This window comes from Pseudomonas sp. CK-NBRI-02 (genome assembly GCF_008124495.1).
Lineage (GTDB): Bacteria > Pseudomonadota > Gammaproteobacteria > Pseudomonadales > Pseudomonadaceae > Aquipseudomonas > Aquipseudomonas guariconensis.
On sequence record NZ_VSJH01000030.1, the window covers coordinates 103,619 to 120,030 of the forward strand.

15 protein-coding genes are annotated in these 16,412 nt (G+C 63.1%); 11 read left to right on the plus strand and 4 right to left on the minus strand.

Going from position 1 to position 16,412, the window contains the following annotated elements; genetic code table 11:
• Nucleotides 1-19 precede the first annotated feature (19 nt).
• Nucleotides 20-2,011: a hybrid sensor histidine kinase/response regulator gene (locus DQ397_RS18060; RefSeq protein WP_043211220.1), complete on the minus strand. Its 1,992-nt coding sequence runs from the start codon at nucleotides 2,009-2,011 to the stop codon at nucleotides 20-22.
• A gap of 265 nt (nucleotides 2,012-2,276) precedes the next feature.
• Between DQ397_RS18060 and DQ397_RS18065 the strand changes: the two genes are divergently transcribed.
• From DQ397_RS18065 to DQ397_RS18080, 4 genes are all read left to right on the plus strand, one after another.
• On the plus strand, nucleotides 2,277-3,077 hold the full coding sequence (locus tag DQ397_RS18065) for a hydroxymethylpyrimidine/phosphomethylpyrimidine kinase (protein ID WP_043211219.1): 801 nt from the start codon (nucleotides 2,277-2,279) through the stop codon (nucleotides 3,075-3,077).
• 17 nt (nucleotides 3,078-3,094) lie between these two features.
• Nucleotides 3,095-3,718: a thiamine phosphate synthase gene (gene thiE / locus DQ397_RS18070; RefSeq protein ID WP_043211218.1), complete on the plus strand. Its 624-nt coding sequence runs from the start codon at nucleotides 3,095-3,097 to the stop codon at nucleotides 3,716-3,718.
• Nucleotides 3,719-3,733: 15 nt separating this feature from the next.
• On the plus strand, nucleotides 3,734-5,017 hold the full coding sequence (gene hemL, locus DQ397_RS18075; RefSeq protein ID WP_043211216.1) for a glutamate-1-semialdehyde 2,1-aminomutase: 1,284 nt from the start codon (nucleotides 3,734-3,736) through the stop codon (nucleotides 5,015-5,017).
• 234 nt (nucleotides 5,018-5,251) lie between these two features.
• Nucleotides 5,252-5,803: a tetratricopeptide repeat protein gene (locus DQ397_RS18080; RefSeq protein ID WP_043211215.1), complete on the plus strand. Its 552-nt coding sequence runs from the start codon at nucleotides 5,252-5,254 to the stop codon at nucleotides 5,801-5,803.
• Nucleotides 5,804-5,812: 9 nt separating this feature from the next.
• Here the strand turns inward: DQ397_RS18080 and DQ397_RS18085 are convergent, their stop codons facing one another.
• Nucleotides 5,813-6,139 (minus strand): DUF1820 family protein, encoded by a 327-nt coding sequence (locus DQ397_RS18085; RefSeq protein ID WP_043211213.1) that lies wholly within the window; start codon nucleotides 6,137-6,139, stop codon nucleotides 5,813-5,815.
• A gap of 125 nt (nucleotides 6,140-6,264) precedes the next feature.
• Between DQ397_RS18085 and miaB the strand changes: the two genes are divergently transcribed.
• The 5 genes from miaB (at nucleotide 6,265) to lnt (ending at nucleotide 11,634) form a co-directional block, all read left to right on the plus strand.
• The gene (miaB, locus tag DQ397_RS18090; RefSeq protein WP_043211212.1) at nucleotides 6,265-7,593 is read left to right on the plus strand and encodes a tRNA (N6-isopentenyl adenosine(37)-C2)-methylthiotransferase MiaB; all 1,329 of its coding nucleotides are present in this window, start codon (nucleotides 6,265-6,267) and stop codon (nucleotides 7,591-7,593) included.
• A 189-nt stretch (nucleotides 7,594-7,782) separates the two neighbouring features.
• Nucleotides 7,783-8,781, plus strand: a complete 999-nt coding sequence (locus tag DQ397_RS18095; RefSeq protein ID WP_043211210.1) for a PhoH family protein — start codon at nucleotides 7,783-7,785, stop codon at nucleotides 8,779-8,781.
• Nucleotides 8,774-9,247: an rRNA maturation RNase YbeY gene (gene ybeY, locus DQ397_RS18100; protein ID WP_043211208.1), complete on the plus strand. Its 474-nt coding sequence runs from the start codon at nucleotides 8,774-8,776 to the stop codon at nucleotides 9,245-9,247. Before DQ397_RS18095 ends, ybeY begins: the two co-directional genes overlap by 8 nt.
• 21 nt (nucleotides 9,248-9,268) lie before the next feature.
• Entirely contained in the window at nucleotides 9,269-10,108 is an 840-nt protein-coding gene (locus DQ397_RS18105) for an HlyC/CorC family transporter (RefSeq protein ID WP_043211207.1), read from the plus strand.
• Between the two features lie 8 nt (nucleotides 10,109-10,116).
• Nucleotides 10,117-11,634, plus strand: coding sequence for an apolipoprotein N-acyltransferase (lnt, locus tag DQ397_RS18110; RefSeq protein WP_043211206.1), 1,518 nt, complete (start codon nucleotides 10,117-10,119; stop codon nucleotides 11,632-11,634).
• Nucleotides 11,635-11,666: 32 nt separating this feature from the next.
• On the opposite strand, the gene DQ397_RS18115 is transcribed toward lnt, so the two are convergent.
• Both DQ397_RS18115 and DQ397_RS18120 read right to left on the minus strand, forming a co-directional pair.
• Nucleotides 11,667-12,428, minus strand: a complete 762-nt coding sequence (locus DQ397_RS18115; RefSeq protein ID WP_043211204.1) for a YdcF family protein — start codon at nucleotides 12,426-12,428, stop codon at nucleotides 11,667-11,669.
• Nucleotides 12,429-12,560: 132 nt separating this feature from the next.
• The gene (locus DQ397_RS18120; protein WP_043211202.1) at nucleotides 12,561-12,872 is read right to left on the minus strand and encodes a hypothetical protein; all 312 of its coding nucleotides are present in this window, start codon (nucleotides 12,870-12,872) and stop codon (nucleotides 12,561-12,563) included.
• Nucleotides 12,873-13,103: 231 nt separating this feature from the next.
• On the opposite strand from DQ397_RS18120, the gene leuS reads away from it, so the two are divergent.
• Nucleotides 13,104-15,710, plus strand: a complete 2,607-nt coding sequence (leuS, locus tag DQ397_RS18125) for a leucine--tRNA ligase (RefSeq protein ID WP_043211200.1) — start codon at nucleotides 13,104-13,106, stop codon at nucleotides 15,708-15,710.
• A 61-nt stretch (nucleotides 15,711-15,771) separates the two neighbouring features.
• Complete coding sequence (lptE, locus tag DQ397_RS18130; RefSeq protein ID WP_043211198.1) at nucleotides 15,772-16,377, plus strand: LPS assembly lipoprotein LptE; 606 nt, start codon at nucleotides 15,772-15,774, stop codon at nucleotides 16,375-16,377.
• The last annotated feature ends 35 nt before the right edge of the window (nucleotides 16,378-16,412 follow it).

Sequence of the window (16,412 nt, forward strand, 5' to 3'; positions counted from 1 at the left end):
ACGACTAACTCGCCCGTCCTTAACCGCCCATTGCCCCCGAGGCCAACCGGCCGGACGGCCATTGCGCCTGGGCTACGGACAGGTTCAAGGACAGCTCGAAGCGGCTGCCCAGCCCGCGGGTCGACTCATGGGCCAAGCGGGCGCCGATCAGCTCGCCCAGCTGACGGCAGATCGACAACCCGATGCCCAGCCCCCCATAACGGCGGGTCATCGAGCCATCGACCTGGAAGAAGCGCTGGTAGAGGATGGCCTGGTCCAAGTCGTCGAAGCCAATGCCGCTGTCGCTGACGGTGAAGGTCAACGCCAGGTTGTCTGGCCCGAGCCTGCGCCCCCGCACCTGAATCACCACGCCGCCCTGGTGAGTGAATTTCAGGCCGTTGTCCACCAGACAGGCCAGGCAGCGCAGCAGTTTCTGCGCATCGCCAAGCAGCTCGTCGGGCAGCTCCGCTGGGATATCCAGGCTCAGGTACAGGCCTTTGCCCAGGGCACGCCCGGCGAAGCCTGCCCGCAGCTCCTGCAACTGCCGGCGCAGGCTGAAGGGCGCGGCATGGGGCCGCAGACGCCCCGCCTGCAGCTCAGTGAGCACGAGGATGTCGTCGACCATAGCCATCATGTCCTGGGCGGAACCTGTGGCGGTGCGGTGATACTGGGCGTGCTCGGCCGTCATCGGCAGGGTGTGCATCAGCTCCAGCGAGCCGATCACGCCGTTCATCGGTGTACGCAGCTCATGGGTGACCGTGGCCAGGAACTCGTCCTTCAGACGGTTGCTTCGGGCCAGTTGCTGGTTGAGCTGCTCCAGGGTGCGGCCAGTGTCGCGCAAGGCCTGGGCCTGCTGTTCGCGCAGGCTGTTGATACGATCGGCCAGAGCCAGGGACAGCAACGCCACTTCCAAGGCCGAGCCCAGTTGGCTGGCATACATGGTCAGGAATACGTTCGGCAGGTAACCGAGCACCATCAAGGTATTGACCAGCCCGCCCAGGAGGAACGCGGTCCAGGCGATGATGAACCAGCGCGCCACCCGTACTCCATGCCACCAGGCATAAAGCCCGGCGGTGAAGATGCTTACAGTGAACAGCAGCGCCAACAGCGTCGCCATGCGCAAAGCCAGGCCGTAGGGCATGGTGACTGCCAGCACCATGACCAGCCCTCCACCGGCCATCAATCCCAGCAACAGCCGGTCGAAGCCACGGCTGAGGCTGCCTAATTGCAGGAAATGCCGGGCGAACTGGCAGCCGAACAGCCCCGCTGCACCAATGAACAACGGCGTGGCGGCATTGGCCCACCAAGGGCTGTCCGGCCAAAAATAAGCGACACCCGCGCCGTTGACCGAGACTTGGTAGAGCCCGAATGAGGCGATATAGAGGATGTAATACAGGTAGCTGACGTCGCGGACGCTGAGGTAAATGAAGAGGTTGTAAACCAGCATCACCAGCAATACGCCGTAGATCATGCCCAGTACATAGAGGCGAGTTGGCTGCTCTTCCATGTAAGCCTCGGTTGACCATAACGCCACCGGTGCCTGGATCGATCCCTGGCTTTGCAAACGCAGGTAGGCCGTGGTCGCCTGACCTGGGTTCAAAGGCAGCTCGAATAGATAGTTGTTCTGGCGGATCTGCCGGCTGGCATAGGGTAAGGCATCGCCTGTGCGCTGAACCAGACGATAACTGCCATGGCCATCAGGCAGATAGAGATCCAGGTGATCCAGCGGTGGATAGGCCAACTCCAGCAGCCACTGACGGGAAGGTGCGGTAGGTGGGCTGATGTTGCGCAGGTCGATCTTCAGCCAGAACACCGAAGTGGAATAGCCCGCGTTCAGGACATCCTCACGATGCTGCCGGAAACGGCTGGCGAACGCCGGCGAACTGACCTGGGTGATGCTGGCGCTGCCATCGCGGTCTTCGAAGACCTGCATGACTTGACCCAATGGAAGGTACCGGGTGGCGCTGTCGAAATCGACCGCTCCGGCGAACAGGGGCACACAGCCCAAAAGCATGATCAGCAAGTAGCGCATACAGCCCCAGCATGGCCTGTCCAGTCGCGTCGTGGTGGCCTCCCTTCCCTTTGAGACGACGAATTCCGGCAGCGCCTATTTGTCGAGTTATCCGAGCACTCTAGCATAGCCTTCGGACAGGGCAATCAGCCACTTCAAATTTTAAAGGAAAGGCTCTATCTCAATGCTTACAGATATACAAAACACAAAAATCTGACCACTTGATCAACAAAAGCCAACAGCAGGGCGATTCGCCCCCACAGGTTTGGTGGTAAGCTCGCCGACCATGAACATGACCTACAGCTCCCGCCCCGTTGTCCTCTGTCTTTCCGGCCACGACCCCAGTGGCGGCGCCGGCCTGCAGGCAGATATCGAAGCCCTGATCGCCCAAGGCTGTCACGCCGCACCTGCCGTGACCGCCCTGACCGTGCAGGATACCGTCAACGTTTCCGACTTCCGCGTGCTGGACCGCGAGTGGGTTCTGGCACAGGCCAACGCCGTGCTGGCCGACTCCACCGTAGCAGCGGTCAAGCTCGGCATGCTCGGCTCGATCGAAATGGTCGATACCGTCGCCGAACTGCTGGCCGCCCATCCGCACCTGCCACTGGTCTGCGATCCGGTTCTGCGCGCCGGTGGCGGTGGCCGGCTGGGCAAGGACGAAGTCGGCTATGCGCTGCGCGAACGCCTGCTGCCGCTGGCCACCATCGCCACGCCGAACCTGCCCGAAGCCCGGATCCTGGCTGAACTGCCCGAAGGCACCGCGGACGAATGCGCCGAGAAACTTTTGCCGTTCTGTAGACATCTTCTGATTACCGGCGGTCACGGTGACGAGGCACAAATCCATAACCGCCTTTATAGCCGCGACGGTCAACAGCACACCTGGACCTGCGAACGCCTGCCGGGGAGCTACCATGGCTCCGGTTGCACCCTGGCCAGCGCCCTGGCGGGCCGACTGGCGCTGGGTGAGCAATTGCAAAGTGCAGTGCGCAGCGCCCTGGACTACACCTGGCGCACCCTGCGCGACGCCGAGCAACTGGGCAAGGGGCAGTTCGTCCCTCGCCGGCTGCCCCTGGACTTCTGCTCCTGATCCATGAGGCCTGACAGATGAAGTTACGCGGTCTGTACGCGATCACCGACAGCCAACTGCTCGCCGGTCGCTTGTTCTCCCACGTCGAGGCAGCCCTCGAAGGCGGTGTTTGCCTGCTGCAGTATCGTGACAAGAGCGACGACGCAGCACGCCGACTGCACGAAGCCGAAGGCCTGCTCAAGCTCTGCGAGCGCTACGGCACGCAACTGATCATCAACGACGACGCCCCACTGGCCGCGCACTTGGGCGTCGGCGTGCACCTGGGCCAGACCGACGGCCCCCTGACCCCGGCCCGTACCCTGCTCGGCCGCGATGCGATCATCGGCTCCACCTGCCATGCTCAGCTCGAGCTGGCCGAGCAGGCCGCCACCGAGGGCGCCAGCTATGTGGCCTTCGGTCGCTTCTTCAATTCGGTCACCAAGCCCGGCGCGCCAGCGGCCGACATCGCCCTGCTCGCCCAGGCCCGTGCCCGCGTGCAACTGCCGATCGCCGTGATCGGCGGCATCACCCTCGACAACGCCGCCCCCCTGGTCGCCCATGGCGCCGACCTGTTGGCGGTGATCCATGGCTTGTTCGGTGTCGACAGCGCGCAGGAAGTCACCCGCCGCGCCCGCGCCTTCAATGCCCTGTTCGCTTCCTGATTCGAGAGAAATCCCATGTCCCGTTCCGAATCCCTGTTCGCCCAAGCCCAGAAGCACATCCCTGGTGGTGTGAACTCGCCGGTCCGCGCCTTCCGCAGCGTCGGCGGCACCCCGCTGTTCTTCAAACATGCCGAAGGCGCCTATGTCGTCGACGAAGACGACAAGCGCTACGTTGATTACGTAGGCTCCTGGGGCCCGATGATTCTGGGTCACGGCCATCCGGACGTCCTGGCCTCGGTACGCAAGCAACTCGAACACGGCCTGTCCTACGGCGCCCCGACCGCCATGGAAACCGAGATGGCCGACCTGGTCTGCTCGATCGTGCCGTCCATGGAGATGGTGCGCATGGTCAGCTCAGGTACCGAGGCGACCATGAGCGCCATCCGCCTGGCCCGTGGCTACACCGGCCGCGATGCGATCATCAAGTTCGAAGGCTGCTACCACGGCCACTCCGACAGCCTGCTGGTCAAGGCCGGCTCCGGCCTGCTGACCCAGGGCGTGCCGAGCTCGGCCGGTGTGCCGGCGGACTTCGCCAAGCACACCCTGACCCTACCGTTCAACGACATCGCCGCCGTCGAGAAGACCCTGAGCGAAGTCGGCCAGACCGTCGCCTGCATCATTGTCGAACCCGTCGCTGGCAACATGAACTGCGTACCGCCGGCTCCGGGCTTCCTCGAAGGCCTGCGCGAGCAGTGCGACAAACACGGCGTGGTGCTGATCTTCGACGAAGTGATGACCGGTTTCCGTGTCTCCCTCGGCGGCGCCCAGGGCTACTACGGCATCAAGCCGGACCTGTCGACCTTCGGCAAGATCGTCGGCGGCGGCATGCCGGTTGGCTGCTTCGGCGGCAAGCGCGAGATCATGGAATGCATCGCCCCGCTCGGCCCGGTTTACCAGGCCGGTACCCTGTCGGGTAACCCGTTGGCCATGGCGGCAGGCCTGACCACGCTCAAGCTGATCAGCCGCCCAGGCTTCCACGACGAACTGACCGCCTTCACCTCCCGCATGCTGGATGGTTTGCAACAGCGTGCCGATGCCGCTGGCGTACCGTTCGTCACCACCCAGGCCGGTGCCATGTTCGGCCTGTACTTCAGCGGTGCCGACGACATCGTCACCTTCGATGACGTGATGGGCAGCGACGTGGAACGCTTCAAGCGCTTCTTCCACCTGATGCTCGAGGGCGGCGTGTACCTGGCACCAAGCGCCTTCGAGGCGGGTTTCACCTCCATTGCCCACGGCGACAAGGAGCTGCAGATCACTTTGGACGCCGCCGAAAAAGCCTTCGCTGCACTGAAGTGATTGCCCGCCTTGCATCGGCTTCTGCGCACGCATACCCGCTCCACAGGTTCAACGCATGACTTGTAGGAGCGGGTACAGCCGCGAAGAAGCCGAGGCAGGCGATAAATGCTGTGCAATCGACAAAGGCCTCTCAATACAGAATTTCGAGTAAAACTTTGTAAGGTAGGCGCTGCTTATCCCATAATGTGCCACCAGAGACATTGGCCGCAGCTTTGCAGAGGTAAGTCGATCCCCATGAACCGCACCGGCCGCGCCCTTACCCTGGGCTGCCTGCTGCTTCTTCAGCCCCTGCTGGCCTTGGCAGAGGGTGGCAACTCGTTGCTGATTCCAGCGACGGGACGCTGCACCTTCGACACACAGCCAGAGGACCTGCAGAACGCCCTGAAGGCTTGCGAACGGACGGCGGAGTCGGGCGATGCCCAGGCGCAATACGAGCTGGGTGAGTTCTACTACAGTGGCAACCAGGCACCCAAAGACCTGAAAAAGGCCGTCAACTGGTTCGAGAAGGCCTCATTGCAAGGCCAGGCCCAGGCGCAATACCGTCTCGGCTCGATGTTCTTCCATGGCGAAGGCGTTCCGGCCAACAACGTTCAGGCTTACATTCTGCTGAAAATGGCAGCGGTCAATGGCGACGAAGACGCCCTGGACCTGGCCGACGAAGTCACCGAGCAGATGCCCCGCGACGAACTCGAACACGCCACCCAGGTGCTCGGCCAGATTTTCCGCAAATACCTGCTGGAGCTGCAAAACGCCGAAGGGCGCACACCCTTCTCCCCCCTGCCCTGACGGGCCGACCTACTTCTCCGGCATTGGCATCGGGAACGGCATCACGTTACCGCCACCCTTGGCCTCGCTGATCTTCGCCGTCCCCAATCGCTCCACCTCGTCGATACGCACGATCGAATGCATCGGCACGAAACTGCGCACCACACCTTCGAACTGCGCCTTGAGCTTCTCTTCGCTGGGGTCGACTACGACCTGGGTGCGCTCGCCGAAAACGAACTCCTCGATTTCAAGAAAGCCCCACAGGTCGCTCTGGTAGATCTGCTTGGCATACATCTCGAAGACCTGGCCCTGGTTGAGAAAGATCACTTTATAGATGGCGGGTTCGCGTTTGCTCATGATCGAAGAAGACGACACCGTGTTAGGAAAATGGCCGGCATCATAGCAGACCGCTTGCCCTGTTAAGCACCCGGTGCCACCTCTATAATGTGCGGCCTTTCAGCACCCGCAGCAGATGATTTGCCATGGCCAAGAAGCTTTACATTGAAACCCACGGTTGCCAGATGAACGAGTACGACAGCTCGCGCATGATCGACCTGTTGGGCGAACACCAGGCCCTGGAAGTCACCGAGCGCCCCGACGACGCCGATGTCATCCTGCTCAACACCTGTTCGATCCGCGAAAAAGCACAGGATCAGGTGTACTCCAAGCTCGGCCGCTGGCGCGCCCTGAAGGACCGCAACCCAGACATGGTCATCGCCGTCGGCGGTTGCGTGGCCAGCCAGGAAGGCGAGGCCCTGCGCAAGCGCGCGCCTTACGTCGATGTGGTGTTCGGTCCGCAGACCCTGCACCGTCTGCCAGAAATGATCGACGCCGCGCGCATCACTCGGGTACCGCAAGTCGATGTGTCGTTCCCTGAAATCGAAAAGTTCGACCACCTTCCCGAGCCCCGCATCGACGGCCCGACGGCATTCGTCTCGGTCATGGAGGGCTGCAGCAAGTACTGCACCTTCTGCGTGGTGCCCTATACCCGTGGCACCGAGGTCAGCCGCCCCTTCGACGACGTACTGGCCGAGGTCATCCACCTGGCCGAGAATGGCGTGCGCGAAATCACCCTGCTGGGCCAGAACGTCAACGGCTATCGCGGCCTGACCCACGATGGCCGTCTGGCAGACCTCGCCGAGCTGATCCGTGTGGTGGCGGCAGTCGACGGAATCGAACGGATCCGCTACACCACCTCGCACCCACTGGAATTCTCCGACAGCCTGATCCAGGCCCACGCCGAGGTGCCACAGCTGGTCAAGCACCTGCACCTGCCGGTACAGGCAGGCTCCGACCGCGTGCTGGCGGCCATGAAGCGCAACCACACGATCCTCGAGTACAAGTCCAAGCTGCGCAAGCTCAAGGCTGCGGTGCCGGACATCTGCATCAGCTCGGACTTCATCGTCGGCTTCCCCGGCGAGACCGAGAAGGACTTCGAGCAAACCATGAAGCTGGTGGCCGAGGTCGGTTTCGACTTTTCCTTCTCCTTCGTCTACAGCGCACGTCCCGGCACCCCGGCCGCGGAGCTTGTGGACGATACGCCCGAAGAGGTCAAGAAACAGCGTCTGCAACTGCTGCAGCACCGCATCGACCAGCAGGGTTTCGAAATCAGCCGACGCATGGTCGGCAGTGTCCAGCGCATCTTGGTCACCGACTTCTCCAAGCGTGACCCAGGCAAGCTGCAAGGCCGTACCGAGAATAATCGAATCGTCAACTTCCACTGCGACAATCCAGCGCTGATCGGCCAACTGGTGGATGTACGCATCGAAGAGGCCAAGCCCCATTCGCTGGTCGGCTCATTGATTGAATGATGATGGTGGTGGTCTGTTCGCCGGGGAACCCGCTCCCACCGAATGGCGGTAAACCTCGTGGGAGCGGGTCTACCCGCCAATGCGCCACCACAGATACCTGTCCCTTGATCGTTTCAGTGCTTTCGCCACTGCCCTTCAGGGGTTATTCTTGAGTTCACCTCCATTGCCGTCGAGCGGCTAAAAACGACCTTGAACGCACCCATACAACCTCATCGTTTCATCCTCGAACCCTTCGAGGCCCACCGCTTCGCCAACTTGTGCGGCCAGTTCGACGAGCACCTGCGCCTGATCGAACAACGCCTGGCCATCGAAATCCGCAACCGCGGCAACCAGTTCGAACTGATTGGCGAACCCAAGACCACCTCTGCCGCCGAGCAACTGCTGCGTCGCCTCTATCGCGAAGCCAAGGCTTCCGAGCTGTCGCCGGAAACCGTCCACCTGTACCTGCAGGAATCGACCGTCGAGAACCTAGACAACCCAGCGGTCAACGAGGTCAGCGTGTCGCTACGCACGCGCAAGGGCAACATCCGCCCGCGCGGGGTCAACCAGCAGCGCTACGTCAAGGAAATCCTGGCCAACGATATCAACTTCGGCATCGGTCCGGCCGGTACAGGCAAGACCTATCTGGCTGTAGCCTGCGCCGTGGATGCCTTGGAGCGCGAACAGGTGCGCCGCATCCTGCTGGTGCGCCCGGCAGTGGAAGCCGGCGAGAAGCTCGGCTTCCTGCCTGGCGACCTGGCCCAGAAGATCGACCCGTACCTGCGCCCGCTGTACGACGCGCTCTACGAGATGCTCGGCTTCGAACACGTGGCCAAGCTGATCGAGCGCCAAGTCATCGAAATTGCCCCGCTGGCCTACATGCGCGGTCGTACCCTGAACAACAGCTTCATCATCCTCGACGAAAGCCAGAACACCACCCTTGAGCAGATGAAGATGTTCCTCACCCGCATCGGCTTCGGCTCGACGGCGGTGATCACCGGCGATATCACCCAGGTCGACCTGCCGCGCGGCACCAAGTCGGGCTTGGCCCATGTGATCGAAGTGCTCAAGGACGTGCCGGGCATCAGCTTTACCCACTTCCAGCCCAAGGATGTGGTCCGCCACCCGTTGGTGCAGCGTATCGTCGAAGCCTACGACCGCTTCGACGCGCGCCAGGCAAAGCCCGAGGTCCCCGGCAAAGATGCTTGAACTCGACCTGCAACGGGCCACGGATGCTGCCGCCCCGGATGACGCTGCCTTCCGTCGCTGGTGCGAACTGGCGCTGCGCCAGCGCACCGCCGACTCGGAAATGACCATTCGCCTGGTCGATGAACCCGAAGGCCGTGAGCTGAACCACACCTACCGGCACAAGGACTACGCCACCAACGTGCTGTCCTTCCCCGCCGACGTTCCCGATGACCTGCTCGACATCCCCCTGCTGGGCGACTTGGTCATTTGCGTGCCAGTGGTCGAGCGGGAAGCCACCGAGCAAGGCAAGTCGCTCGAAGCCCACTGGGCGCACCTGGTCATCCATGGCTGCCTGCACCTGCTTGGCTACGATCATATCGAGGACGACGAAGCCGAGGAGATGGAAGCCCTGGAACGAACCTTGCTGGCGGAATTGGGTCACCCGGACCCTTACGCCGACGACGAAATCACACAACCTGACAACTGAAAAGGATCACGAGTAACCGCCATGAGCGAAGACCGATCGAGCAATGGGCAGAAGTCCTGGCTGGGTAAACTGACCCAGGCTTTTGCCCATGAGCCGAAAAACCGCCAGGAGCTTCTCGAGCTGCTGCGCGAAGCCCATCAGAACAAGCTGCTCGACAGCGAAGCGCTGACCATCGTCGAAGGCGCCATCCAGGTCGCCGACCTGCAGGTGCGTGACATCATGGTGCCGCGCTCGCAGATGATCAGCATCAAGGCCAGCCAGTCTCCACGCGAATTCCTGCCAGCGGTGATCGATGCCGCGCACTCGCGCTACCCGGTGATCGGTGAAGGCCATGACGATGTGCTCGGGATCCTCCTGGCCAAGGACCTGCTGCCGCTGATCCTCAAGGAGAACGGCGACAGCTTCAACATCAAGGACCTGCTGCGCCCGGCCACCTTCGTGCCGGAGTCCAAGCGCCTGAACGTGCTGCTGCGCGAATTCCGCGCCAACCACAACCACATGGCCATCGTCATCGATGAATATGGCGGCGTGGCGGGCCTGGTGACCATCGAGGACGTGCTCGAGCAGATCGTCGGCGACATCGAGGACGAGCACGATGTCGAGGAAGACAGCTACATCAAGCCACTGCCCAGTGGCGACTTCCTGATCAAGGCCTTGACCCCGATCGAGAACTTCAACGAGTTCTTCGACTCGGAGTTCTCCGACGACGAGTTCGATACTGTGGGCGGCCTGGTGATGAGTGCCTTCGGCCACCTGCCCAAGCGCAACGAGACCACCGAGATCGGGGCCTACAAGTTCCGTATTCTCAACGCCGACAGCCGGCGGATACACTTGCTGCGCCTGACTCCGATCACCCGTTAAGGACAAACATGCGTTGGATCACCCGCCCCGGCTGGCCCGGTAACCTGCTGGCCCTGGCGGCCGGCGCATCGACCCTCCTGGCCCTGGCGCCGTTCGACATCTGGCCTCTGGCGCTGCTGTCCATCGCCCTGCTCTACCTTGGCCTGCGCGAGCTCAGCCCGCGCCAGGCGATGTGGCGTGGCTGGTGGTTCGGTTTCGGCCTGTACGGTGCCGGCACCTGGTGGATCTACGTCAGCATGAACACCTACGGCGGCGCCTCCCCGGCGCTGGCGATCGCGCTGCTGGTGGCGTTCTTCGCCGCCCTGGCCTGGTTCTTCGCCCTGCCCACCTGGCTATGGGCGCGCTGGCTGCGTCGCAATGAGGCTCCCCTGGCCGATGCCCTGTGCTTCGCCGCTCTGTGGCTGCTGCAGGAAGCCTTCCGCGGCTGGTTCCTGACCGGTTTCCCGTGGTTGTACGCAGGCTACAGCCAGCTCGATGGCCCCCTGGCCGGTCTGGCACCGCTGGGTGGCGTGTGGCTGATTTCCTTTGTCCTGGCACTGAGCGCTGCGCTGCTGTGCAACCTGCACCGCCTGCGTGAGCGTCCCTCGTTTCTGGCCGTGGGCGTGATAGTGCTGTTGGCGCCCTGGGTGATCGGCATGGCGCTCAAGGGGCATGCCTGGACACAACCCTCCGGTGATCCACTGAAGGTCGCAGCGTTGCAGGGCAATGTCGAGCAGGACCTGAAATGGGACCCGGCGCACATCGATGCGCAACTGGCGCTTTACCGCGACATGAGCTTCAGCTCCAAGCCAGTGGACTTGCTGGTCTGGCCGGAAACCGCCGTCCCCGTACTCAAGGACCAAGCCCAAGGCTACATCGACGTAATGGGGCGTTTTGCCGCCGATCGGCATTCGGCGCTGATCACCGGGGTGCCGGTGCGTGAAGTGGTGCACCACCAGCGCCGCTACTACAACGGCATCACCGTGACCGGAGAGGGCGACGGCACCTACCTCAAGCAGAAGCTGGTGCCCTTTGGCGAATACGTACCGCTGCAGGACATGCTCCGTGGGCTGATCGAGTTCTTCAACCTGCCGATGTCGGACTTCGCCCGCGGCCCAGCGGACCAGCCCTTGCTGCAGGCCAAGGGCTATCAGGTTGCGCCGTTCATCTGCTACGAGGTGGTCTATCCCGAGTTCGCAGCGGGCCTGGCCGCACGCAGCGACTTGCTGCTGACCATCAGCAACGACACCTGGTTCGGCACCTCCATCGGCCCCCTGCAACACTTGCAGATGGCCCAGATGCGTGCCCTGGAGGCCGGGCGCTGGATGATCCGCGCCACCAACAATGGCGTCACCGCGTTGATCGACCCCTTCGGCAAGATCACTGCGCAGATCCCGCAGTTCCAGCAAGCCGTCCTCTACGGGGATGTGGTGCCAATGCAGCAACTGACGCCCTACCTGCAATGGCGCTCCTGGCCGCTGGCGATTCTCTGTGCGCTACTGCTGGGATGGGCGCTCCTGGCGAGCCGGATCGCCAAGACCGTGTGACCCCCAGGGGCCGCATTGCGGCCCCGCGGTGGTCAGTAAAACAACCGATACCCCACCAACCCCACCGCCTCGTTGAGCAACTGTCCGCTGCGCCACACCGCCCGGCTATCGGGCAGCAAGCCGGCGAACGGCTGCGCATGGTCCTTGCCCAGGAATCCGACCGGTGCCGGCACCACCTCGAACCCCGCCTGCTCGAAACTCCAGCGCGAGCGCTGCATGTGCCAGGCTTGGGTCACCAGCACCACGCGGCGCACGCCTTGGGGTTGCACCAGCCGCGCGCTGAACTGGGCGTTCTCCCAAGTAGTGCGGCTGGCCTCTTCCTTCCAGCGCACGTCAACGCCGAAGTCCGCCTTCATGCGATCGGCCATCAACTGGGCCTCGCTCGGCGGCGTGCCGTAGTGAAGCCCACCGGTGGTCAATACCGGCAGCCCCGAGGCCTTGGCCAGCTGCGCGGCATAGCGCATGCGCTCAAGAGCGGTGCCGGTCGGCTGGTCCTCTGCTCCCCAGGCCGGGTCGCCACGCTCACGCCCGGCGCCCAGCACCACGATCGCGTCGGCTCGCCCTGCCAGGGTCGCCCATTGCGCCATCGGCAATGGCGCCTCGGTCTCCAACTGCCGGGCCGCCCGTTCCACCACCAGCGGCAAGCTCATCAGCCACAAACCACCCAGGCCAAGGGCAAAGCACAAGGCCGCCAGGCGCGGGCGTCGCGTGCGCAGCCACCAAGCTGCCAGCAAGAGCAAAAACAGCACGCCGGGAGGCAGCAACCATTGTTTGATGAAATAGCGAAGCGGCATGCACGGTCCTCCTGGAAAGGAGTGCAGCCTAAGAGGATCGGCGCCGGGCAACAAGTGCGCGTCCGGCGCCGATCATGAGCAGTTTAAGTTGAGTACCGGCGCACGACGGTCTGCGCCTGGAATCCAGAACGGCTAGCGGGACAGCGTCCGGGATCTCGCCGTGGTGGCGGGGCGTTTCTTGTCCTTGAGCCAGACGATCTTCGCCGACGTCGGCTCCGGTTGCTGGTAAGCACCGGCGCTGGCGAAACGACCTTCCGGGAGGGTTTCCAGGTAGGCCTTGATCACTTCGAACTCGGCGTGGCTCAGGCCACGCAGTTCCAGTTCAGCTGGCATCTCGTCGCGTAATCGTACGGAGGTCCTGGCCACTTCGAGTGCCAAGCCCAGGCGGTCGATCAAGCGTTCGTATAGCTCCGGTTTGATTGCGGGTAGCTGTGACTCTCCCATCCGTTCACCTCATTGAAGATAAGAATATCTCCCCCAAAGATGAGCTTAGCGTCACTCTGAAAAGCAGCCCGGTGCCGCGACCAACGGCCCCGGAGCCGCATTCAAGGTTTCCCACGATGCGCGGCGCTCATGTATGCTACGGCGTTCACTCCAACGACACCGCAGTGCCGGACGCAGCGAGGTTGCGCTGCCTGGAAACAGGGTCCTTATCTCTCTCAGCACAAAGTAGCCATGCACGAACAATACACGCCCCGTGATATAGAAGCCGCCGCCCAGACCTTCTGGGACGAGCAACAATCGTTCGCTGTCACCGAACAGCCAGGCAAGGACACCTACTATTGCCTGTCGATGTTCCCGTACCCGAGCGGCAAGCTACACATGGGCCACGTGCGCAACTACACCATTGGTGACGTGATCGCCCGTTACCAGCGCATGCAGGGCAAGAACGTCCTGCAGCCAATGGGTTGGGATGCGTTCGGCATGCCGGCCGAAAACGCCGCGATGAAGAACAACGTCGCCCCGGCCAAGTGGACGTACGAAAACATCGACTACATGAAGTCCCAGCTCAAGAGCCTGGGCCTGGCGATCGACTGGTCGCGTGAAGTCACCACCTGCAAGCCGGACTACTACCGCTGGGAACAGTGGCTGTTCACCCGCCTGTTCGAAAAAGGCGTCATCTACCGTAAGAACGGCACCGTCAACTGGGACCCGGTCGACCAGACCGTACTGGCCAACGAGCAAGTCATCGACGGCCGCGGCTGGCGTTCGGGCGCGCTGATCGAGAAGCGCGAAATCCCGATGTACTACTTCCGCATCACCGACTACGCCGACGAGCTGCTTGAAAGCCTCGACGAGCTGCCGGGCTGGCCTGAGCAGGTCAAGACCATGCAGCGCAACTGGATCGGCAAATCCCGCGGCATGGAGGTGCAGTTCCCCTACGACCAGGCGAGCGTCGGCCACGAAGGCACCCTCAAGGTCTTCACCACCCGTCCGGACACCCTGATGGGCGCGACCTACGTCGCAGTCGCCGCCGAGCACCCGTTGGCCACCCAGGCCGCCCAGGGCAACCCGGCACTGCAGGCGTTCATCGATGAATGCAAGAGCGGTAGCGTCGCCGAGGCCGACATGGCCACTCAGGAGAAGAAGGGCATGCCCACTTCCCTGTTCGTCCAGCACCCGCTGACCGGCGAGAAGCTCCCGGTCTGGGTCGCCAACTACGTGCTGATGCACTATGGCGATGGCGCCGTGATGGCTGTTCCGGCCCACGATGAGCGTGACTTCGAGTTCGCCCACAAGTACAACCTGCCGCTCAAGGCTGTGGTCCGCACCAGCGCCGGCGACGACGTGGGCAGCGAGTGGCTGGCCGCCTACGGCGAGCACGGCCAGCTGATCAACTCCGGCGAGTTCGACGGCCTGGATTTCGAAGGCGCCTTCGACGCCATCGAAGCCGCCCTGATCCGCAAGCAGCTGGGCAAATCGCGTACCCAGTTCCGCCTGCGCGACTGGGGCATCAGCCGCCAGCGCTACTGGGGCTGCCCGATCCCGATCATCCACTGCCCGACCTGCGGCGATGTGCCGGTACCGGAAGACCAATTGCCGGTCACCCTGCCCGAAAACGTGGTGCCGGACGGCGCTGGCTCGCCACTGGCGCGCATGCCTGAATTCTACGAATGCAGCTGCCCGAAATGCGGCGCCGCGGCCAAGCGCGAAACCGACACCATGGACACTTTCGTCGAGTCGTCCTGGTACTTCGCCCGCTACGCCTCGCCAAACTACGAAGGCGGCATGGTCGACCCGAAAGCGGCCAACCACTGGCTGCCGGTCGATCAGTACATTGGCGGTATCGAGCACGCCATCCTTCACCTGCTGTATGCGCGCTTCTTCCACAAGCTGATGCGCGACGAAGGCCTGGTCACTTCCAACGAGCCGTTCAAGAACCTGCTGACCCAGGGCATGGTGGTCGCCGAGACCTACTACCGTACCGCCAGCAACGGCGGCAAGGATTGGTTCAACCCGGCGGACGTCGAGGTCGAGCGTGACGCCAAGGCCAAGATCATCGGTGCCCGCCTGAAGACCGATGGCCTGCCGGTGGAAATCGGCGGTACCGAGAAGATGTCCAAGTCCAAGAACAACGGCGTGGATCCACAGGCCATGATCGACGCCTACGGCGCCGACACCTGCCGTCTGTTCATGATGTTCGCCTCGCCGCCCGACATGAGCCTGGAGTGGTCCGACTCCGGCGTCGAGGGTGCCAGCCGCTTCCTGCGCCGCGTATGGCGCCTGGCCCAGGCCCACGTGAGCCAGGGCCTGCCGGGCAAGCTGGACGTCGCCGTACTGGACGATGCGCAGAAAACCATCCGCCGCGCCATCCATGCCGCCATCAAGCAGGCCAGCACCGACGTGGGCCAGTTCCACAAATTCAACACCGCCATCGCCCAGGTGATGACCGTGATGAACGTGCTGGAAAAAGCCCCGCAAGCCACCGAGCAGGACCGCGCCCTGCTGCACGAAGGCTTGGAAGCCGTGACCTTGCTGCTGGCCCCGATCACGCCGCACATCAGCCATGAGCTGTGGAAGCACCTGGGTCACGACCAGGCCGTGATCGATGCCACTTGGCCAAGCGTAGACGAAAGCGCCTTGGTCCAGGACAGCATCACTCTGGTGGTCCAGGTTAACGGCAAGCTGCGTGGCCAGGTCGAAATGCCCGCCAGCGCCAGCCGTGAAGAGATCGAAGCCGCCGCCCGCAGCAACGAGAACGTCCTGCGCTTCATCGATGGCCTGACCATCCGCAAGGTCATCGTGGTGCCGGGCAAGCTGGTCAACATCGTCGCCAACTGATGGCAACGCCCGCCCGCGCATGTTGCGGGCGGGCGGAATTGGCCCACAAGGGAGCTACAACATGATCAAACGCAATCTGCTGGTAATGGGCCTGGCCGTCGTGCTCAGCGCCTGCGGTTTCCAGCTGCGCGGCACCGGCACCACCGAGCTGAGCATCAAGGAAATGGACCTGCGCGCGCGCAATGCTTATGGCGAGACCGTGACCGAGCTGCGCGAATCCCTCAAGCGCAACGGCGTCAATGTCCACTCAGGCGCCCCCTACCGCCTGGTGCTGACCGACGAGCAGCAAACCCAGCGCGCCGCCACCTATAGCGGCGGCAACCGGTCGGTCGAATACGAACTCACCACCGTGCTCAATTACAGCATGCTGGGCCTGAACGACATCCCGCTGCTGAGCGACAAGATCGAAGTGCGCAAGATCTACGTGCATGACGGCGACAACATCACAGGCTCCGACCAGGAAGCCACCCAAGCCCGCGAAGAAATGCGCCGCGATCTGGTCCAGGCCATGCTCGTTCGCCTGCAAATGCTGACCCCGGGCCACCTGGACGAGCTGCAGCGCGAAGCAGAAGAACGCGCCAAGGCCGAAGCCCAGGCCCAGGAGGCGGCCCGCCGCCAGCAGGACGAAACGCCGCAGCAATCCCCAATGGAAGTTCCGGCCAACTGACCGAGGCCGAACGGGGCACCTTCGGGTGCCCCCGC